Source organism: Kitasatospora sp. NPDC054795 (assembly GCF_053611565.1).
In genome coordinates this window covers 143,566-163,272 of record NZ_JBSHAP010000001.1, presented here as the reverse complement: position 1 = coordinate 163,272, position 19,707 = coordinate 143,566, and the positions used below count along the sequence as shown (strand labels likewise).

Annotated in this window: 17 protein-coding genes; 9 read left to right on the top strand and 8 right to left on the bottom strand. The window is 75.2% G+C overall.

Annotated elements, in window-relative coordinates; all coding sequences use genetic code 11:
- The first annotated feature begins 1 nt into the window (after nt 1).
- Nucleotides 2-2,428: a hypothetical protein gene (locus tag ACWGJO_RS00720; RefSeq protein WP_452181482.1), complete on the top strand. Its 2,427-nt coding sequence runs from the start codon at nt 2-4 to the stop codon at nt 2,426-2,428.
- A 169-nt stretch (nt 2,429-2,597) separates the two neighbouring features.
- Here the strand turns inward: ACWGJO_RS00720 and ACWGJO_RS00715 are convergent, their stop codons facing one another.
- Entirely contained in the window at nt 2,598-3,422 is an 825-nt protein-coding gene (locus tag ACWGJO_RS00715) for a helical backbone metal receptor (protein WP_452181481.1), read from the bottom strand.
- Between the two features lie 237 nt (nt 3,423-3,659).
- Between ACWGJO_RS00715 and ACWGJO_RS00710 the strand changes: the two genes are divergently transcribed.
- Genes ACWGJO_RS00710 through ACWGJO_RS00700 form a run of 3 tightly spaced genes read left to right on the top strand, consistent with a single transcriptional unit; the run spans nt 3,660 to nt 6,667 of the window.
- Nucleotides 3,660-4,778: an ABC transporter substrate-binding protein gene (locus ACWGJO_RS00710; protein ID WP_452181480.1), complete on the top strand. Its 1,119-nt coding sequence runs from the start codon at nt 3,660-3,662 to the stop codon at nt 4,776-4,778.
- Between the two features lie 3 nt (nt 4,779-4,781).
- On the top strand, nt 4,782-5,870 hold the full coding sequence (locus ACWGJO_RS00705) for a FecCD family ABC transporter permease (RefSeq protein WP_452181479.1): 1,089 nt from the start codon (nt 4,782-4,784) through the stop codon (nt 5,868-5,870).
- On the top strand, nt 5,867-6,667 hold the full coding sequence (locus tag ACWGJO_RS00700) for an ABC transporter ATP-binding protein (protein ID WP_452181478.1): 801 nt from the start codon (nt 5,867-5,869) through the stop codon (nt 6,665-6,667). Before ACWGJO_RS00705 ends, ACWGJO_RS00700 begins: the two co-directional genes overlap by 4 nt.
- Nucleotides 6,668-6,685: 18 nt before the next feature.
- On the opposite strand, the gene ACWGJO_RS00695 is transcribed toward ACWGJO_RS00700, so the two are convergent.
- The 4 genes from ACWGJO_RS00695 to ACWGJO_RS00680 form a co-directional block, all read right to left on the bottom strand.
- Complete coding sequence (locus ACWGJO_RS00695; RefSeq protein WP_452181477.1) at nt 6,686-7,684, bottom strand: L-tyrosine/L-tryptophan isonitrile synthase family protein; 999 nt, start codon at nt 7,682-7,684, stop codon at nt 6,686-6,688.
- Between the two features lie 138 nt (nt 7,685-7,822).
- The gene (locus tag ACWGJO_RS00690; protein WP_452181476.1) at nt 7,823-9,181 is read right to left on the bottom strand and encodes a cytochrome P450 family protein; all 1,359 of its coding nucleotides are present in this window, start codon (nt 9,179-9,181) and stop codon (nt 7,823-7,825) included.
- Nucleotides 9,182-9,293: 112 nt separating this feature from the next.
- Complete coding sequence (locus tag ACWGJO_RS00685; protein WP_452181475.1) at nt 9,294-10,667, bottom strand: MFS transporter; 1,374 nt, start codon at nt 10,665-10,667, stop codon at nt 9,294-9,296.
- A gap of 256 nt (nt 10,668-10,923) precedes the next feature.
- Nucleotides 10,924-11,487 (bottom strand): sigma-70 family RNA polymerase sigma factor, encoded by a 564-nt coding sequence (locus tag ACWGJO_RS00680; protein ID WP_452181474.1) that lies wholly within the window; start codon nt 11,485-11,487, stop codon nt 10,924-10,926.
- 55 nt (nt 11,488-11,542) lie between these two features.
- Between ACWGJO_RS00680 and ACWGJO_RS00675 the strand changes: the two genes are divergently transcribed.
- The gene (locus ACWGJO_RS00675) at nt 11,543-11,809 is read left to right on the top strand and encodes a zf-HC2 domain-containing protein (RefSeq protein ID WP_452181473.1); all 267 of its coding nucleotides are present in this window, start codon (nt 11,543-11,545) and stop codon (nt 11,807-11,809) included.
- Between the two features lie 309 nt (nt 11,810-12,118).
- On the opposite strand, the gene ACWGJO_RS00670 is transcribed toward ACWGJO_RS00675, so the two are convergent.
- On the bottom strand, nt 12,119-13,054 hold the full coding sequence (locus ACWGJO_RS00670) for a hypothetical protein (RefSeq protein ID WP_452181472.1): 936 nt from the start codon (nt 13,052-13,054) through the stop codon (nt 12,119-12,121).
- Nucleotides 13,055-13,849: 795 nt separating this feature from the next.
- Between ACWGJO_RS00670 and ACWGJO_RS00665 the strand changes: the two genes are divergently transcribed.
- Nucleotides 13,850-15,037, top strand: coding sequence for a cytochrome P450 (locus ACWGJO_RS00665; RefSeq protein WP_387694523.1), 1,188 nt, complete (start codon nt 13,850-13,852; stop codon nt 15,035-15,037).
- A gap of 143 nt (nt 15,038-15,180) precedes the next feature.
- Here the strand turns inward: ACWGJO_RS00665 and ACWGJO_RS00660 are convergent, their stop codons facing one another.
- Both ACWGJO_RS00660 and ACWGJO_RS00655 read right to left on the bottom strand, forming a co-directional pair.
- On the bottom strand, nt 15,181-15,888 hold the full coding sequence (locus ACWGJO_RS00660; RefSeq protein ID WP_452181471.1) for an N-acyl homoserine lactonase family protein: 708 nt from the start codon (nt 15,886-15,888) through the stop codon (nt 15,181-15,183).
- 57 nt (nt 15,889-15,945) lie between these two features.
- Entirely contained in the window at nt 15,946-16,404 is a 459-nt protein-coding gene (locus ACWGJO_RS00655; RefSeq protein ID WP_452181470.1) for an Lrp/AsnC family transcriptional regulator, read from the bottom strand.
- 248 nt (nt 16,405-16,652) lie between these two features.
- Here ACWGJO_RS00655 and ACWGJO_RS00650 point away from each other — a divergent pair, with 248 nt between their 5' ends.
- From ACWGJO_RS00650 to ACWGJO_RS00640, 3 genes are all read left to right on the top strand, one after another.
- Entirely contained in the window at nt 16,653-17,282 is a 630-nt protein-coding gene (locus ACWGJO_RS00650; protein WP_452181469.1) for a LysE family translocator, read from the top strand.
- Nucleotides 17,283-17,352: 70 nt separating this feature from the next.
- Complete coding sequence (locus ACWGJO_RS00645) at nt 17,353-18,858, top strand: CoA transferase (RefSeq protein WP_452181468.1); 1,506 nt, start codon at nt 17,353-17,355, stop codon at nt 18,856-18,858.
- A 46-nt stretch (nt 18,859-18,904) separates the two neighbouring features.
- Nucleotides 18,905-19,555 (top strand): DUF6461 domain-containing protein, encoded by a 651-nt coding sequence (locus tag ACWGJO_RS00640; protein ID WP_452181467.1) that lies wholly within the window; start codon nt 18,905-18,907, stop codon nt 19,553-19,555.
- Nucleotides 19,556-19,707: the final 152 nt, after the last annotated feature.

Below are 19,707 nucleotides of genomic sequence, written 5' to 3'. Positions count from 1 at the left end.
CATGACAGTGCTTCACTCGCGCAACGCCGACGCAGCCGACCCGGCGGACGTCGCCGACGCCGCAGACGTCAAGGACCCCCAGGACGCCGCCGCGGAGCCCGACCTCCGCGAGGACCTCGGCCGCTACGCCGAGCTCGGGGCCTTCACGCTCACCGCCGAGACCCACGCCTGGTACGCGGCCGTCGACACCGTCGCCACCCCCGAGGACGCCCGCGCCGCCTCCACGGCCCTCGCCGAACTGCGCGGCAGCGACCTCCAGCAGACCTGGGAGGCCGTCACCGCCCTCGCCGCCGACGTCAAGCTGGATGAGCCCGACACCGTCGCCAAGACCGCGCTGCTGGTCGAGATGCTCCAGCGGGTGCACCGCACCTCCACGGCCCTCTTCCCCGCCGCCTACGATGCCGACCTCGGCACCCTCGCCGCCGCCACCGCCGACAGCACCTGGCGCCGCGAGAACGGCGTCAAGCTCTCCTGGCTGCGCGGCCGCTCGCTGCGCAAGCAGGCCGTCGCACTCGCCACCGACCGCCGCATCCGCCGGGAGGACCTGCACGAGGCCCTCACCTCCGCCGAGATCGAGCGCCGCGCCTGGGCCGCGCTCGCCCCGGCCGGCACCCTCCCGCGAGTGCCCGGCGACGGCGCCCTGGTCGACCGCACCGCCCAGGCCTTCGAGGCGATCAACACCGGCCTGCGCGGCCTCGCCCGGCTGCTGCCCGACCACGACCTGGACGGGCTGCCCTTCGCCGAGCTGATCGACCTGGTCGAGCGGCTCGCCGCCGACGAGGGCACCCTCTACCGCCTGCCCACCATCCGCGGCCTGCGGGTCGGCCTGGAGGAGGCCGGCCTCGCCGACCTGCTCGCCGAACTCGCCGCAGCCAAGGCCGACCGCCGCGCTGCCGAGGCCGCGTACACGGCCCGCCAGGCGCTGGTCGCCGGGCAGCGGGACGGGCTCGGGGAGAAGGCCACCGCCACGGGGGATGCGGCGGTCGAGGCGCAGCCCGAGGCCGAGGTCGCTGCCGAGGCGACGGACGAGGTCGCTCCCGAGGCCGCTGCCGAGGTCGACGGCGAGGCCGGTGCCGAGGAGGTTGTGGCCGAGAAGGCCGGGACCGAGGAGTCGGCGGACCTGGCTGACGCCGAGGCGGCTGCCCTGCAGGCGCTGGCCGGTGGGCAGCGGGACGGGCTGGGGGAGAAGGCCCCGGCTCCGGTGAACGCTCCGGTGGAGGAGGCCGACGAGGCGCCCGCGGCCGCTGAGGCAGAGGCCGAGGTCAAGCCTGAGGTCGAGGCCGAGATCAAGTCTGAGGTCGAGACCGACGCCGACGCCGAGACCGACGCCGAGGCCGAGGCGGAGACGTCGTCGGACACGGGTGTCGCGGACGATGAGCCGGCGACGGAGCAGGCCGACGAGGAGGCCCAGGCCGCGGTGGTCACCCTCCCGGCGCCCTCCCCGGCGGCCGACGACCTGGTGGCGGCTGCGACCGCCGCCCTGGCCGAGGCCGAGGCCGAGGACGACACCCCTGCGGAGACGGAACCGGAGGCCGACCCGGCCGCCGAGGTCGTTGAGGTCGAGGAGCCCGCCGCCGAGGTCGTGGCCGAGGAGCCGGTCGTCGAGGTTGCGGCCGAGGTTGCGGCCGAGGCTGAGACCGTGGTCGAGGTCGAGGTCGAGGTCGCTCCGGTGGCCGAGACGGAGCCCGAGTCCGTCGTGACGGAGCCCGACGTCGAGGAGCCGATCGCCGAGGTCATCGACGCCGTTGAGGCTGAGGTGAACGTGGTGGAGGAGCCCGCCGCCGAGACCGATGCGCCGGCGATCGAGATTGCCGAGAGTGCCGCCGAGGTCGGGGCCAAGGCCGAGGTCGAGGCCGAGCCGGTGGCTGTCGCGGTGGAGCCCACCGTCGACGAGCCGGCCGCGGAGGTGGACGAGCCTGCCGTTGCGGTCGAGGCCGAGGTTGAGACGGCTGAGGCCGTGGTCGCCGAGGCGGCTGCCGAGCCCGAGCCGGTCACCGAGCCCGAGCCCGCTGTCGAGGAGCCCGTCGTCGAGACCGAGCCCGAGGCGGTTGCGGTGGAGGCGGCGGAGCCGGTGGTCGAGGCCGAGGAGCCTACCGTCGCGCCCGAGCCCGAGCCGGCCGTTGAGGTCGCAGCCGAGCCCGAGCCCGAGCCCGAGCCCGAGCCCGTGCCCGTCGCCGCTGCCGAAGCCCCCGCCGCCGAGCCGGAGGCCGACGTCCGTCCCGTGAAGCCGGACTTCACGCCCGGTCGCCCCGTTACGGCCTACTCCGCCGACGAGTTGCTCGCCGTCGTGCGGTGGGTGGACGGCGACGGCGTCGAGCGGACCGACGAGGAACTGCTGCGGGCGGCCATGAAGGAGCTGGGCTTCGCCCGCCTCGGTCCCCGGATCAAGGAGGCGCTGGGCGCCGCCGTCACCGCCGCGCGCGGCTGACGAAACAAGCCGGTACGGCCGCAAGGCCGCAGGGCACAGGGCCCGGGACGCGAACACGCGTCCCGGGCCCTGTCACGTTCCGGGGCACCCGCCCTCAGCCGGTGCCTTCCCTCCCGCCCTCGCTTCGTACCCCCGTGTCATCGGCGGCCGTCGGTGAGTGGCGGTCGTCCTACGAGGCGCCTGTTCCGCCGCCCGGACCGTACGGGTGATCGAGGGCCCGTCGCAGCACGGCGGGGGCGTTCACCAGCGAGGGGCCGTACCAGGTCAGGTGCCGTCCGCTGACCAGCGCCGCCGGCGTGCCCGGGAACGCCTCCGGGCCGTCCTCGGCGGTGAAGCGGTACGGCTCGTCCGGCAGGACCACCAACTCGGTTCGGCAGGCGAGCAGTTCGGGCAGTGGAACGGCCGGGTAGCGCTCGGGGTGGTCGGCGTGGACGAGCCGCAGGCCCAGGCGGCGCAGCAGGTCCCCGGCGAAGGTGTCGCGGCCGAGGACCATCCACGGGCGGCGCCAGATCGGCACGACGGTCCGCGGGCCGTCGCCCGGCGCGGGAGTGCCGCCGCTCCCGACCGGGGCCCAGGCCGCCTCCGCCTCGTCCAGCCAGGGCGGCCGGGGCAGTCCGCAGGCGGTGGTCAGCAGCCGGTGCAGGGAGCGGAGGGCGTCGTCCAGGGTGCGGATGTCGGTGACCCAGACCGGGATGCCGGCCGCCCGCAGCGCGTCCAGGTCGGGGCGCCGGTTCTCCTCGTCGTTGGCGAGGACGAGGTCCGGCGCGAGCGCGAGGATGCGTGGGACGTCCGGGTTCTTGGTGCCGCCGATCCGGGTGACGGACAGGTCGGCGGGGTGGCTGCACCAGTCGGTGGCGCCGACCAGCAGCCCGGGCGCGGTGGCGGCGACCGCCTCGGTCAGCGAGGGCACCAGCGAGATCACCCGGCGGGGCGGACGCGGCCCGAGCCGGACGGGGAGGTCGAGATCGTCGCGCGGGACGGTGGGGACGGCCATCCGGCCAGCCTACGTCCGGCTCCGGGGCGAGGGGGTGCGCCGACGACGACCGGGCGCGAATCGCGGGGAACCCATCGGCCCGGCCGCCCGACTACCTGGTCCGGGTCCGCAGTACGGGCCTTCGGTACGACCAGCCACGACCCAGCCACGACCACCCACGACAAGCACCGAGCGCGGTCACCAGCGCGGTCACCAACAGCGTCACCGAGCACGGTCACCTACCAGGAGAGAGTTGTCATGCGCCCTCGCGTCGCCTGCGGAATCGCAGCCGCCGTCGCCCTGTTCGCCACGGCCTGCGGAAGCGGGACCGGGGGCGGGCCGAGCGCCTCCGTCACCGTCCGGGACGACCCGGGCGGTAGCTTCCCCGTCAAGGTCGCCGACTGCGCGGGCAAGGCGACCAGCATCGCCAAGGCGCCCTCCAGGATCGTCACCAGCAATGCCGCCGGCCTGGAGCTGATGCTCCAACTCGGCGCGGGCGAGCGGGTGATCGGCACCGGCTTCCCGCCCGGCAAGGGCGCCCTGCCCGCCGCCGTCGCCGAGCAGGGCGCCAAGGTGCCGGTGCTCGGGGACAAGGGCATACCCAAGGAGAAGCTGCTCGGCTCCGGCGCCGACCTCTACGTGGACACCTTCGGCGCGATGCCGATGATGGGCGGCGGCGCCACCGGGCCGAGCGAGGAGGAGTACGCGGCGGCCGGCATCCAGCACGTGTACCTGCTCTCCACGGCCTGCGCCGGGACGCCGAAGGCCGCCAAGGCGCCGCGCACCGACCTCGCCGGGATCGAGGAGGACGTCCGCCGGCTGGGCGCCGTCACCGGCACCGCCGCGCGGGCGGAGGAACTGGTCGCCGGGATGGAGAAGCAGCTCGGCGAGGTCCGCACCGCGCTCGCCGCCGTGCCGGAGGGGCAGCGGCCGAGCTACTTCGTCTTCGACTTCGACGCCGGCACCAAGCAGCCGGTGGCGGTCTGCGGCCGGCAGGTCGCCAACGCCGTGATCACCCAGGCCGGGGCGCGCAACGTGTTCGCCGACTGCGACGCCGACTTCAAGCCCGGCTCCTGGGAGGACGTGGTCGCCAAGAACCCCGACTGGATCCAGCTGGCCGTGCGCAACCGGGGCAGTGAGGAGGCCACCCGCAAGGCCTTCGACGAGGCCGAGGCCTTCCTGAAGGGCTTCCCCGCGACCCAGGGCCTGAAGGCCGTCCAGGAGGGGCACTTCGTCCGGCTCGGCTCCGAGGTGACCACCATCGCGGGGGTGCGCAACGCCGAGGCCGTCCGGCAGATCGCCGCCACCGTCCACCCGGACCTCGTCAAGAGCCCGGACCCCGCGAAGAGCCCCGACCCCGTCAAGAGCGGGCAGTAGCCGGTGACGTCGGCCATCCCTCGCAACGAGCGCGGCGAAGCCCGCCCGGCCCGCACCCTGCGGGCCGGGCCGCTGGCCGCCGCCCTCGCCGTCGCCCTGGTGCTCGCTCTGACCGTCGCCGTCTCGCTCGGCTCGGTGGACGTCCCGCCCGGCGAGGTCTGGTCGGTGGTCGCCCGCCGGCTCACCGGCCGGGCCCCCGAACCCGGCACCCACGACCTCATCGTCTGGCAACTGCGAGTTCCGCGCGCCCTGTTGGCGGCCGTGGTGGGCGCCGGACTCGGCCTGGTCGGCACCGCCGTACAGGCCCTGGTCCGCAACCCGCTCGCCGACCCCTACCTGCTCGGCATCTCCTCCGGTGCCTCGCTGGGCGCGGTCGCCGCCATCGTCCTCGGCACCACCCTCGGGCTCCAGCTCTCCTTCGGCAGCGCGCTCGGCCTCACCGTCTCCCTGGCGGCGTTCGCCGGCGCGCTCGCCGCGTTCTCGCTGGTCTGGCTGATGGCCCGGCGCGGCGGCGGCTTCTCACCGCTGCGGCTGGTCCTCGCGGGCATCGGCATCGCCCAGTTCCTCGGCGGCATCACCAGCTACCTGGTCCTGCAGACCCGCGACGAGCAGCAAACCAGGGGCGTGCTGTTCTGGCTGATGGGCAGCCTCGGCGGCGCCGTCTGGGCCCAACTCGCCGTCCCAGCCGTCGCCGTGGCGTTCGGGCTGGCCCTGCTCCAGGCCCGCGCCCGGGGGCTCAACGCGATGCTGATGGGCGATGAGACGGCCGCCGGGCTCGGCGTGGACGTCACCCGGCTGCGCCGCGAGGTCTTCGTGGTCACCAGTGTGCTCACCGGGGTGCTGGTCGCCGTCTCCGGGGCGATCGGCTTCGTCGGGCTGATGGTGCCGCACGTGTGCCGGCTGCTGGTCGGCGGCGACCACCGGCGGCTGCTGCCGCTGTCCGCGCTCACCGGGGCGCTGCTGCTGGTCGTCGTCGACACGGTGGCCCGCACCGCCCTGGACGGCCAGGAACTGCCGATCGGCGTGGTCACCGCCGTCCTCGGCGCGCCCACCCTGCTCTACCTGCTGGATCGACGACTGGAGCGCAGTTGAGGATCGCCGTCGAGGACCTGAGCGTCGCCCTGGCCGGCCGGACGGTGCTGGCCGGGGCCAACCTGATCGCCGAGGAGGGGGAGATCGCCGGACTGGTCGGACCCAACGGCAGTGGCAAGTCCAGCCTGCTGCGCACCGTCTACCGGCACCTGCGGCCCAGCGCCGGCCGGGTGCTGCTGGCCGGGCGGGACCTCGCGGAGCTGCGGCCCGCGCAGTCCGCCCGGCACATCGGGGCACTGCCCCAGGAGCGCGGCGGGGACTTCGAGTTGAGCGTCCGCGAGGTGGTCGCGATGGGCCGCACCCCGTACAAGCGGGCCTTCGCGGCCGACGACGCCGAGGACCACCGGATCACCTCCGAGGCGTTGACCAGGGTCGGCATGGCCGAGGTCGTCGACCGACGGTTCGCCCAGCTCTCCGGCGGTGAACGGCAACGGGTGCTGCTGGCCCGGGCGCTCGCCCAGCAGCCGGACGTCCTGGTGCTGGACGAGCCGACCAACCACCTGGACGTCCGGCACCAGGTGGAACTGCTCGCCCTGCTCAGGGAGCAGCGCCGCACCACCCTGGTCGCCCTGCACGACCTCAATGCCGCCGCCTCGGTCTGCGACCGGCTGCACGTCCTGCACGGCGGCGCCCTGGTCGCCTCCGGGACACCGCGCGAGGTGCTGACCGCCGAGCTGCTGGCCGAGGTCTTCGGCGTACGGGCGGCGGTGGTCGAACACCCCCTCACCGGCGATCCGTTGATCGCCTTCGACCACCGGTCCCCGGCAGTGGCGCAGGCGGCCGTGCCGGGGCGGTAGCCCGTACCGGCGCTCCTGCTAGTGGCACTCGTAGTGGCTCGGCCGACCGTCCCGCAGGACCAGCCGGCCGAGCCGCGCGGCCTCCGCGCTGCGCAACAACTCGCGCTCGCCGCCGTTGCGGTGGAGCACCGCGGAGTGCCAGGGCGTGATCCAGGCGTCGGCCGCCGCCAGCAGCCGGATGCCGAACTTGGACGCCCCAGCCGGCTGCGGGTGGATGGAGAGCCGGACGGCGCGCGGGTGGTGCTCGGCGATCAACTCGCCCCAGGCGCGGCTGCGCTGGATCACGCCGTAGGCGCGGCGGCGGCACTCCCGCTGGAGGGCGGAGCGGGTGCCGGTGAAGCCGACGGTGTCCTCGGTGAGGAAGCGGGTGATGCCCCGGTAGAGCCGCAGGGTCTCCTCCTCGGTCAGCACCTGTTCGCGCAACTCCTCGACGCTCGGCGCGTACCGGGCGTGCACCCGGGCGCGCTTCTCGTCGTACGGGAGGTCGCCGAGGACGGCCCGCAGGTCGAAGGTGTCGAGGCGGGTCAGGCCCTCGCGGGCGATCATGGCGGTCAGGGCGTCCGAGTATGCGTCTATGTGGTCGTCCGGGACGTTGATCAGGTCGCCGAAGATGTGCCCGTCCGAGCAGATCAGGATCCGGGCGCCGGGTGCGTACAGACGCCCGATCTCGGCGCACAGCCCGTCGAGGAAGGTCAGCGACAGCCGTTCGCCCTCGTCCGGCAGGTGGCCGAGCACCTTCGCGGGGTTCGGCGACTTGCAGGGGAAGCCGGGCAGGGTCAGGACGATCGGTTCGCCGGCGGTGATGAAGTCCGCCAACTGGGCCAGCTGGAGCGGGAAGTGCTCCGGGCGGGCGTCGAACTCCGGGTCCGCGGCCCGACGGTGCGGTAGCAGCAGACCGAGGACGCGGGCGGCGAGCCGCTCGGCCGCGGGGCGGTCCGCGGGGTCGGTGGCGGTGGTGACGGCGGTGACGGCGGTGGCAGGGGTGGTGGCGGCAGGGGCGGTGCCGACGGGCGGCATGGGGGTCCTCCACGGAAGGTGGTGCGGTGCGGCTTCGGGCGTCAGGTGTCGGGCTCCGGGCGGTCGGAGCCGGCGTGCGTGATCGGGGGCGTGCGGGCGGGGGTGCGATGTGCCCCGGGGGTGCGAGGCGCCCTGGGGTCAGCGGCGCTGGTCGTAGGCGACCGGCAGCCGGTTCACTCCGCGCGCCAGGACGGCGGGGATCCAGGCCAGGTCCGCCAGACCGTCGCCGGGCGCCTCGGCCGGGCGCAGGCCGGGCAGCCGGGTGAGCAGGGTGGCGAGGGCGACCTGGAGCTCGGCCCGGGCGAGTGCGGCGCCGGGGCAGTAGTGGATGCCGTGGCCGAAGGCCAGGTGGGCGTTGGGGGTGCGGTCCAGGTCGAGGCGGTCGGGATCGGGGAACTGCTCGTCGTCGCGGTTGGCGGCGCAGAGCGAGACGATCACGGAGTCGCCGGCCGGGACAACGGTGCCGAACAGGTCGCTGTCCTCGGCGAAGAACCGCCAGGTGGTGAGCTCGAACGCGGCGTCGTGGCGCAGCAGTTCCTCCACGGCCCGGGCGAGTCGGCCGGGCTCGTCGATACCCTCGCGCAGCCGGGCGAGCTGCTCGGGGTGGCGCAGCAGGGTGACCAGCATGGTGGTGATCTGGTTGGTGACCGGCTCCTGCCCGGCGACCAGCAGCTGGAAGACCATCGAGTCGAGCTCCGCGCGGCTCAACTCGCCCGCGTCATGGGCGTGGACGAGCCGGCCCAGCAGGTCCTCGGGGGCCACCCAGCCGCGCTCCCGGCAGTCGACGCGCTTGCGGGCGACGACATCGGCGATGTACGTCTGGAGGCCGCGCAGCCGTGCCTCGTACGCCGGTCGGCCGGGGTCCTGCGGGCCGACCGGCTGGACCACCTTGCCCCAGTCCCGGTCGAAGCGCTCGGCCAACTCGGGCGGCAGGCCGATGACTTCGGAGAGCACCCGGAATGGGTAGTGGGCCGCGAAGCCCGCCACCAGGTCCGCGCCGCCGTACGGCGGCAGTTCGTCGACCAGCGCGTCGGCCAGCTCCTGGAACCGGGGTCGAAGCGACTCCACCCGGCGCGGGGCGAAGGCGTCGAGCACGAGCCTGCGCATCGAGGTGTGCTTGGGCGGGTCCTGGTGGAGCAGATGGACCTGGAGCTGCGAGTGCTGCGGCTCGGGCATGATCGACGCGAGGCGGCGCCAATTGTCGTTGCCCAGGCTGTGGTTCTTGCCCAGGCGGGGGTCGTTGAGGGCTGCGTGGGCGGCCCGGTGGCCGGTGACCAGCCAGGCGTGGATGCCGCTCGGGAACTCCACCCGGTGCACCGGCCCGGCCTCGCGCATCCGCCGGTAGAGCGGGTACGGGTCGCGCTTGTAAGCCGGGCCGTACAGCGGGACGGGGGAGGGGAGCCGGTCGTACCCGTACGGGCAGCGCGGGGCTTCGTCGTCGGCGGCGGCCGGGGCGGTGGCCGTGTCGGTGATCGAGTCGGGGCTCGTGTCGGTCATCTGGGGGTCCTTCGATGCGGGGCGATGCGGGGCGATGCGGTGTGTTGTGGCGTGTTGTGGGTGTGGGGCGGATGTGGGACAGATGCGGGGCGGGGCGGGCGGTGCGGGGTACTCAGGCCTCGGGGCGGCGGTGCAGGGCGAGCAGGACGACGGCGGTGGCCGCGACCAGGGCGGCCAGGGCGATCCCGGCGCGCGTCCCGGTGGTGTCGTGGGGCGCGGCGAGAGCGGCGGCGGTGCCGAGGGCCGGGCCGAGCGCGAAGCCGAGGCTGCGGGCGAGTTGGACGGCGGAGCCGGCGGTGGCGAGCTTCCCGGGCGGGGAGGCGGACATCACCAGGGCCTGGGTGGGGCCGCCGTTGAGGCCCATCCCGGCGCCGGCGAGGGCGAGTCGCGCGGCGATGTCGAGGGCGGACCAGTTCGGGTCCAGCGGGGCGAGCAGGGCCAGGCCGAGGGCGGTGACGGCGGCACCGGTGAGCGCGGTCGGGCGGGCGCCCCAGCGGTCGGCCAGCCGGCCGCCGACCCGGCCGGCCAGCACCATGCCGAGCGGGAACGCCAGCATGGTGAGTGCGGTGGCGGTGGCGCTCTCGCCCAGGGGGCCGCGCAGGTGCTGGGCGAGCAGGTAGTGGCAAGCCGCGAATCCGGCGGCGAGGGCCAGCACCGAGGCATTGGCCCCGGCGGTCCCGGCGGCCCGAAGTACCTCGGCCACCGGCCGGCCGCCCGGGCGGCGCAGCCAGAGCAGCACCAGCGGTACGGCGGGCAGGGCGAGCAGCAGCCACAGCGGCGTCCGCGGGGCCAGGGTGAGCCCGAGCAGGGTGGCGGCCACGGCGGCGCCGATCAGCGCGGCGTCGCCGAGCGAGGACCGGTCGGGCGGCCGCAGCCCGCCGCGGCGCGGGGCGTGGCGCCGCACGATCAGGACGGCGGCCAGGCAGACCGGCAGCTTGACGAGGAAGATCGCCCGCCAGCCCAGGTGGTCGAGCAGCAGCCCGCCGAGCACCGGTCCGGTGACGGCGCCGAGCGGACCGAGCGTCGCGGGCACGCTCATCGCCCGGCCGCGCAGCTCGGGCCGGACCGAGGTGGCGGCGAGCACCGGCATCAGGACGAAGAGCACGGCTCCGAAGGCACCCTGGAACAGCCGCGCCGCGATCAGCCACCCGGCCCACGGGGCACAGGCCGCCAGCACGCTGCACAGGGCGAAGCAGCCGACGGCGAGCAGCAGGGCAGAGCGGGTGCCGACCTGGTCCAGCCATCGCCCGGCGGGCAGCAGTAGTGCGACGAGCGGGAGTTGGTACCCCAGGGCGGCCCATTGGGCGACCCCGGGGGAGACGTGCAGGCCGGCCGCGATGTCGGTGAGCGCGAGGTTGACCACGTTCATGTCGAGCATCGCGACGAAGGACAGCAGGCCGGCGGCCACCACCAGGCTCCAGCGGTCCACCGGCTCGCGCTGATGGATCGTCAGATTTTCGGCGGTCGGGGGTGGTTGCACTGTCATGAAGTCCCTCCGTCTCCCGTGCTGCCGGACCGGACGCCGCCTCGGCGGCGGGGTCCGGTACAGCAGTCGGTGGCGCAGGGGCTCCGGTTCCGAACATCTGGGGGATTTCTTGCGGAGGTGCGGCGCAGGGCGGTGGCGGGTGACAACTTTCAGCGGACAGATGACAGATTTCGAAATCTGTCATCTGTCCGCTGTCGGTTGTTCGCCGTCGGCCGTCGATCGTTCGCCGCCCGCCCGCCCGCCGACGGCCCGCCGCTCAGCAGGCGGTCGCGAGCTCCCCGGCCTCGGCGGCGCGCAGGCGGGCCACCAGTTCCTCCCGGGCGCGGGCGACCCGGGAGCGGACCGTTCCGACGGGGCAGCCGGCGACTTCGGCTGCCTCGGCATAGCTCAGGCCGACCACCTGTGTCAGCACGAAGGCCTCCCGCCGCTGGGCGGGCACCCGGTCGAGCAGGTCGCCGAGCGCGATGCCGTCCTCGAACCCGGCCGTCGGTGTGCCACCCTGCCGCTCCGCCGCTTCCTGCCAGTCCGGCAGTGCCGTGCAGCGCGGCCGGGCGGCGGCCATCCGGTACCGGTCGATCACCGCGCGCCGGGCGATCGACAGCAGCCAGGTCCGGGCCGAGGAGCGCCCCGCGAACGCGGGCAGGCCGCGCAGGGCGCGCAGGAAGGTCTCCTGGGCGAGGTCGTCGGCGGACTGCACGTCGGTCAGGTGGGCGACGAAGCGCCAGACGTCCCGCTGGGTCGCCCGGACGAAGGCCTCGACGTCGGCCGGCCGGCCGGAGCGGGCGGTCAGTGCCAGCGCGGTGAGCTGATCGTCATCCACGGTGGCCCCCCACCCGGCCGGTCCCGGCATCACGGCCGTGCGGGACGATGGTCATATGAGATGCGCGCAGTTTCGGACAGCTTTGTCCGCCCGGCTCGACGGCGAACCGAGCGGCCTGCCGGAGGCCCGGCTGGACAAGCACGTCGCGCGCTGCCACGGCTGTCAGGAGTGGCTGGCCCGGGCCGAACAGCTGCGCGCTCGGGTAAGAGCGGGCGCTGCCGACGGGCCCTCGCCCGAGTGGTCGGCCCGGCTGCTGGCCGGCCTCGGCGAGGACCGGCCGGGAGATCGTGCTCCGAACGGTCCGCAGGCCGTCGAGCGGTAGGCGCGGCCAGGGCGCCCGAAGGGGCGGGAACGGCAGGACGGGGGCGCCGGCCGGAGCCGGTGCGCCGTCGAAGTGAGGCATGGGAAGGTCCCGAGGGGAAGGCGGGGGCGGCACCGCGCAGCGCGGCACCGTCGGCGTCCGGGGGCAGCCGCGCGGCACGCCGGCCCTGAGGGGGCGCGGCGGCGGACGCGGGCCCGCGCCCTGGCGGCACGACGGCACAAGGCTTGGCCGTACGGCAGGGCGACCTGCCCGTCGCGAGAGTCCCGATGGCCGGGGGCGGCCGGGGTGAGAAGGGGTGCGGCGGGCGCGTCAGCAGGCGAGGGCGAACGCCGGCGGCCCACGCCGGACCACGGCATGCGTGAGCAGCACCGACCGGGGCGGCCGGGCCCGGTCGTCGACCGGGCGGGGCGGTGCCGGGGCCCGGTGGCCGAAGGGGCGCGCGAACAGTGCCAGCAGCGGGAGCAGCAGGGCCCCCGCGACCACCGAGCCGAGCGCGCCGAGCAGTTCGAAGAGTCGGACCAGTGCCGCGTCGCCGCGCCAGAGCAGGAGCGCACACGCCAGCGCGGCGAGCACGTGGGCGGCGGCCATCCCCGGCGACATGCCGTGGGACATCCCGTGCGCCATGTCGTGCGCCGGTCCCTGCGTCGACCCGCCGACCAGATCCTGCGCCGCGTCGTACGACCCGTCACCGTGGAACGTTCCGTCCGGCATCGCGTGCGGCCCCGCGGGCATGCCGGTCGTGCCTGCCATCCCGGTCGTCCCGGACAGCTTGGGGTGCACGGCCGTCGGGCCCGGCGCCCCGTGGTGCGTTCCCGCCGTCGGCCGCAGGCTGCCGGTGAGCGGCGGGACGTCCGGGTCGATGCCCGCCATCCGTGCCAGCTCGACCGGGGAGAGCCCGCTGGGCGCCCGGTCCGGGTTGCAGAGCAGAAGGGCGGCCCAGTCCGTGGTGGCGAGTCGGCCGAGGCCGCCGCCTCCCCGGGAGAGCGCCCCGGCCTGTTCGAACAGCTGGTGCAGCGCGGTCTGTGCCACGACCATCCAGAGGCTGATCACCCCGAGTCCGCGCCGCTTTCCGGCGAGCAGCCAGGTCAGCCCGAGGACCGCCCCGAACCCACCGGCCAGCACCCCCGGCGAGACCCCGGGCCCGGCCATGGCGACGTGCGCGGTGGCGGCCATCGCTACGCACAGCGCGGCGAAGACCACGGCGCGCAGCAGGCGGATCTGGTCGGTCATCACGATGGCACTCATCGTCGCACCCACCCTGCCCGGCCCGTACCGCACCCTCCGGTCATGGCCGGTTCTGTGCCGTGAGACCATGCCCGGCCGCTCGCCCCGCTGCCCGCCGGACCGCCGCCCGGCCCGGCCCATCGGCCCGGTGCGCCGAACCGAGCCATCACTCGTACGACCATCGGGGCGGTTTGACAGCGCGCATTCCATGGTCACTTAATGTGCAGCACCCAGTACGGTGCGTATCGGGACGACGTCGTTCAGAAGCAGGGAGGTCCGGCCTTGGAGACCCCGACGGATACCTCGGCGCCCATTGCCGACAGTGCCGAGTCCGCTGCCCCCACGGAGCCGACCGTCCCGCAGCAGGCGACGGCCCCGAGAGGGTCGGCGCCGACCGAGGCGGCTCCGGCCGAAGCCGAGGAACCCGCCGAGCGGGCCGAGGCCGCCGAGTCGGCCGCAACCGCCGAACCTGCTGAATCCGTCGCACCCGCCGAGACGACCGAACCTGCCGAGCGCGTCGGGACGACCGAACCTGCCGAGCGCGCCGAGGCCGCCGAGCAGAACGAGGCCGCCGAACCGGCCGACGCCGCCGAACAGCCCGAGGCCGCTGCCCCCGCCGAACTCGCCGAACCCGCCGACCCCGCCGAGCAGACCGACTCGCCGGAGGCCGCCGACCCCGCCGACGCGTCCGCCCCAGCAGACTCGGCCGAGCCCTCCACTCCGCCCGGCTCCGCGGACGCGGCCGAGCCCCCCGCCCCGGCCGAGGTCGTTGCCGCGCCCGGGTCCACAGACCTCGCCGACGCCCGCTTCTGGCAGTTGCCGGCCCCCGACCGCGCCGCCGCCTTCGCCGAGCTGCGCAGCCGCCCCGCCCCGGTGTTCTTCGGCGACCGCGCCTCCGGCCGGGGCTTCCATGCCCTGGTCCGCCACGCCGACGTGGTCGAGGCCAGCCGCACCCCCGCCGTCTTCCTCAGCGGTCCCGGCGTGACCACCCCCGTCCCGGCGCGCTGGGTCCGGCTGCTGTTCGGCGACTCGATGGTCAACCTGGACGATCCCCGTCACGCCCAGCTGCGCCGGATCGTCTCGCGGGCGTTCACCCCGCGGCTGCTCGACCGGGTCGAGGAGGACGTCCGGCGGATCAGCACCGAACTGGTCGACCGGATCGAGCGGGAGCGGCCGGAGGACTTCGTGACCGCGGTCGCCGCCGAGCTCCCGTTCCAGGTGATCTGCACCATGATGGGCATCCCGGAGCGGCCGCGCCGCACCATCCTCGACCTGGTCAACCGCACCTCCGAGGACATCGGCGTGGCCCGACCGCTGCGCCGCCGCCTGCGGGTGCCCGGGCGCGGGCTGCGGGCGCTCGCCCGGATGCAGGGCATCGTCGCCGGGATCGGCCGCCGGCGCCGCCGCCGGCCGGAGGAGGACCTGATCTCCGCGCTGGTCACCGCCGACGTGGACGGCCGTCGGCTCACCGGGCGCGAGCTCGGCGCCTTTTTCAGCCTGCTGCTGGTCGCCGGGGTCGAGACGACCCGCAACGCGCTGGCCCACGGCCTGCACCTGCTGACCGTCCATCCCGAGCAGCGCGCCCTGCTGCTCGCCGACCTCGACGGGCTGCTCGGCGGCGCGGTGGACGAGATGGTCCGCCATTCCACGCCGATCATCCAGTTCAACCGGACCCTCGCCGTCGACCACGAACTGGGCGGATCCGGCGGGCCGCTGCTGCGCGCGGGCGAGAAGGTCGCGCTGTTCTACGGCTCGGCCAACCGTGACGAGGAGGTCTTCCCCGATCCGGACGCCTTCGACATCACCCGCACGCCCAACCCCCACCTCGGCTTCGGCGGCGGCGGTCCGCACTACTGCCTCGGCGCGCACCTGGCCCGGCAGGAGATGACGGCGCTGTTCCGCGAGCTGTTCACCCGCCTGCCCGAGGTGCGGTCGGTCGGCGAGCCGCAGCTCGTGCCGTCCAGCTTCGACCACCGGGTCCGCTCGCTGCGCTTCACCTTCTGAGCCCCGGGCGACCCCGACCCGTCCGTCAGGTCGGCCTGGACCTTCAGGCCGACCTGAACCTCCGGGTCGACCTGGACCTTCGGATCGACCCGAATCCTCCGATCGATCCGACCCCCTGGAGCGGCCGGCGCTCCCGCACCGGGCTAGTCGGTCGCCTCCCAGACCGCGTGGTCGTGCGCGAACAGCACGCGGTGCGGCCCGTGCTCCGCCATCCGGTCGAGCCAGGCCCGGAACCCGGGCAGTGGTGCGGCCAGCCCCTCGCGCGCCGCCCGCCGGGCGAGCATCGCCTGCCCGTACTGGGAGGCGAAGTCGTACGCCTGCCCGGCCAGCAGGACCGGGCCGCCGCCCGGGCGGTCGATCAGCAGTGACTGGTGGCCCCCGGTGTGGCCGGGCGTGGGCAGCACCCGCACGCCCGGCCAGACCTCGGCCTCGCCGTCGAGCTCGCGGTACTCGGCGCGGGGGAAGTCGACCAGCGCGTCGATGGTGTACCCGCCGCGCCGGGCGGTGGCCAGCTCCTCCGCCTGGACCAGGACGGGGGTGCCGGCGAACAGCGGGTTGCCGCCGCAGTGGTCGAAGTGCAGGTGGCAGTTGACCACCAGGTCGATGTCGCCGACGGCGACCCCGGCCGCGGCGAGCGCCTCCGGCAGCGGACGGCGGACCGGGCGGTAGTGCGCCTCGGTCTCCGGCTCGCCGCCACCGATCCCGGTGTCGAACAGCAGCAGCCCCTCCGGGCGCCGGACCAGGTACGCGAGCACCGGCTCCACGCGCGGCTCCGGGCCGCCCGCCTCGGCGGCCGGCCGGACGAAGTACCCCAGGTCGAGACGGCGGATCACGCGCAATTCAGCCCCCATGTCGCAGTGCGTCGCCCTGCCCCCGTACGGACGGTCGCACGGCCCCCGGTTCGCACCCTACCCGCCGACCGGCAGCCCCCGGTCGGCCTTCACCTGCTTCATCGTCAGGTGCGAGTTGACCTGCGCGATGCCCGGCAGACCGGAGAGCACGTCGGTGATGAAGCGCTCGTACGCGGCGATGTCGGCCACGGCGATCCGCAGCAGGTAGTCGGGCTCGCCGAACAGCCGGTGCGCCTCCACCACCTCCGGCAGTTCGGCCACCCGGCGCTCGAACTCGGCGACCGTCACCTGGTCCTCGTGACGCATGGTGATCGTCACGAAGGGCTGGAATCCGCGTCCGACGGCCGCGCCGTCCAGCACCGCCCGGTAGCCGCGGATCACGCCGTCCTGCTCCAGTTGGCGCACTCTGCGCAGGCAGGGGGAGGGGGTGAGGTCCACCCGGGAGGCCAGATCGGTGTTGGTCAGGCGCCCGTCCTGCTGGAGCTCGCGGAGGATTCTGCGGTCGATTCGGTCCATGGCGCAACATTCTGCCAAAAGGCGGCTCCGACCAGCGGGAAGTCGCCATCGCGTGCCAGCCCCGTCCGGCTACCTTCAGTGACCGCACCGGCCGCCGGGCCTTCCCGGCCCACCACCGGCGCACTCCGGCCGACCGCCGGGAGGCCCTCCGGCTGATCGCCGGAACCACCCCGGCCGATCGCCGGGGCACCTCCCGGCCGACCCGCCGGGCCCACACCGCGACGAGCACGACAGGCCACGCCACGCCCATGGACACCCACGCCCTCCTCCTCTTCCTCGGAGTCGACCTGTTGCTGGTCTGCACCCCGGGCCCCGACTGGCTCTACATCGCCGCCCGAGGCCTCGGCCAGGGACGCCGTGCCGCGCTGATCGCGGTCGGCGGGGTCTGCGCCGGGTACGCCGTCCACACCCTGCTCTCCAGCGCCGGCCTGGCCGCCGCGCTGCGCGCCGTCCCGGCCGCCCTGCCGGTGCTGCGCCTCACCGGCGCCGCTTACCTGCTGGCGCTGGCCGTCATGATGCTGCTGGCGCTGCGCAAGGGCGGGGGCGCCGCCGCCCTGGCCGCGCCCAAGCCGCAGCCCACCGCGACGGTGCTGCGCCAGAGCATGCTGACCGCGCTGCTCAACCCCAAGGGCCTGCTGCTCTACCTCTCCCTGGTGCCGCAGTTCGTCGATCCGGGCGCCGCACTGCCGGTCGGCGGGCAGGTGCTCGCGCTCGGCTCGCTCAACGTGCTGGCCTGCGCGGTGGTGTACGGGCTGGTCGCGCACGCCAGCGGGCGGCTCGGCGGCCGGTTCGGCGGCACTCCGCAGGCGGCCCGCCGGATGACCGTGGTCTCGGCGGTCCTGCTGATGTTGGTGGCGGGCGTCACGGCGACCGCCTGAAAACCGGAGCACAATGCGGGGCATGACCGATCGTCCGTTGCCAGCAGGACCCACCGGACCCATTGGAACCATGGGATCCGCCAGACCCACAGGACCTACGGGACCCACCGGAACCTCCGGTGCCGTCGACGGCCCCACGGCCCATGCCTGGGAGGCTCTCGGCGGACCGCCCGAACTGCTGGAACGGGTGACCTTCCACGGGCCGGACGACGTCCTGCCCTCCGGTCTGCCGGTGCGCCGGCTCGCCCGTGCGACCGTGGCGGTCTGCTCGCTGGCCGCCGCCGAGCTCGCCGCCCACCGCGGCGGCCCGGCGGTCCCGGTCGCCCCGGCGGTCCCGGCCGTCCCCGCGGTCCGGGTCGACCAGGGCGCGGTCGCCACCGCCTTCGTCAGCGAGCGGCACCTGACGGTCGACGGCCGTACGCCCGTCACCTTCGCCCCGCATTCCGGCTTCTGGCGCACCGCCGACGGCTGGGTGCGCACCCACGCCAACTACCCGCACCACCGCACCCGGCTGCTCTCCGCGCTCGGCCTCGCCGCCGATGCCGGGCCCGAGCAGCTCGCCGAGACGCTCGGCGGACTGCCGGCCGAGCGGATCCAGGAGCGCGCGTACGAGGCGGGAGCGCTCGCGGTTGCCGTCGTGCCGGTGAGCCCGGCCGTGCACCCCCTCGTGGAGCACCAGGACATCGGTGCCGCCGCCAGGACCGCGCCGGTCCGTCCGCTCGGCGAGGCCCCCGTGGACCGGCCCGCCGCCGGGGTCCGGGTCCTCGACCTCACCCGGGTGATCGCCGGGCCGGTCGCCACCCGCACCCTCGCCCTGCTCGGTGCGGACGTCCTGCGCGTCGACTCGCCCCGCCTGCCGGAGGCCGACGACGCCCACGCCGACACCGGCTTCGGCAAGCGCTCCACCCGGCTCGACCTCGCCGTACCGGCCGACCGTGCGGTCTTCGAGGAGCTGCTCACCACCGCCGACGTCGTCGTCACGGCCTACCGCCCCGGCGCCCTCGACGCCCACGGCCTCGGCCCCGACGCGCTGTTCGCCCGCCGCCCGGACCTGATCCTCGTCCAGCTCTGCGCCTGGGGCTGGACCGGCCTCTGGGCCGGACGGCGCGGCTTCGACAGCCTGGTCCAGGCGGGCGTCGGCATCGCCGCCCACGAGTCCGCTTCCGCTTCCGCTTCCGCCTCGGACTCGGCATCCGGCTCCGGCTCCGGGCACGAGGCCGCCCCGGGTGGCCGTCCCGGCGTGCTGCCCGCCCAGGCCCTCGACCACGGAACCGGTTACCTCATCGCCGGCGCCGTCCTGCGCGCCCTCACCGACCAGCGCACCCGCCGCCCCGGTGGCCGCCACCTGCGCTTCTCCCTCGCCGGCACGGCTTCCTGGCTGCTGCACGGCATCGAACCGGAAACCCCGCAGGGGGCCTCGCCCGAGCCGTACGACCCCTCCCACTGGCTGGCCGAGACCGACTCCGCGTACGGGCGGCTGCGTCACGCCCTGCCGCCGATCGGGTACGAGGGGGCGCCCGCCGACTGGTCGCGCCCGCCGGGGCGCTGGGGGACGGACGAACCGGTCTGGCTCTGACGGCCCCGGGCGAGCACTGTCCGAGGCGTCTGACAGCATCGCCGTCATGACCGCACACGCCACCGACTACACCTGGTTCGAGCGCCGCTACCCCGACCTGGGCGAGGCCTACTGCCTCACCCAGGTCCAGGGCCTCGCGGCCGACGAGCTGCTGCGCCGCTTCGACGCCCTGCCGGCGAGCGACGCCGTCGGCCTGACGGCGGTCATGGCCCGCTGGGACGCCTACCAGGACGGAGCGGACGAGGACGACGGGGACGACGGGGACGGGGCGCTCTTCGACCCTGCCGAGGACCGGCTGCTCGTCGCGGTCACCGAACTTGACGGCTGGGCTCTCGCGATCGAGCCGAACGGCTACCTCGGCACCCTGGACACGGTGATCCCGCGGCTCGGCGAGGGCACCCGGCTGGTCTCGCACTTCCGCAACGTCAACGCCGTGGATCACTTCCACTGGTGGGAACACGGCGTCCGGCGGCTGCACTTCGAGCCGCTCTTCCCCGGTCAGCGGGACGGCTCGGACGCCGAAGCCCGCGGCATCCCCGAGCTGCTGACCGCCTGTGGTTTCGACCTGGAGACGGAGGAGTACGCGCAGCACACGGTGGCCGCGTTCGCGCTCGCCGAGCGGCTGACCGACGTCCGGCTCACCCCGGATCGGCTGGAGGCGGCCACCTTCCGGATCGGCTACGCCCCGCGCCCGTGACACCCCGCGCCCATGACGGGCCCGGTCCGTGACGCGCCCTGCCGCGCCGGCGCCCCCGCCCAGCCGTGGGGGCGGGGCCCCCCGCGGCCCCCCCCCACCGCCCCCCCCCCCGGGGGCCCGCCCCCCGCCGCCCCGGCGCTGCCGCCGACGGC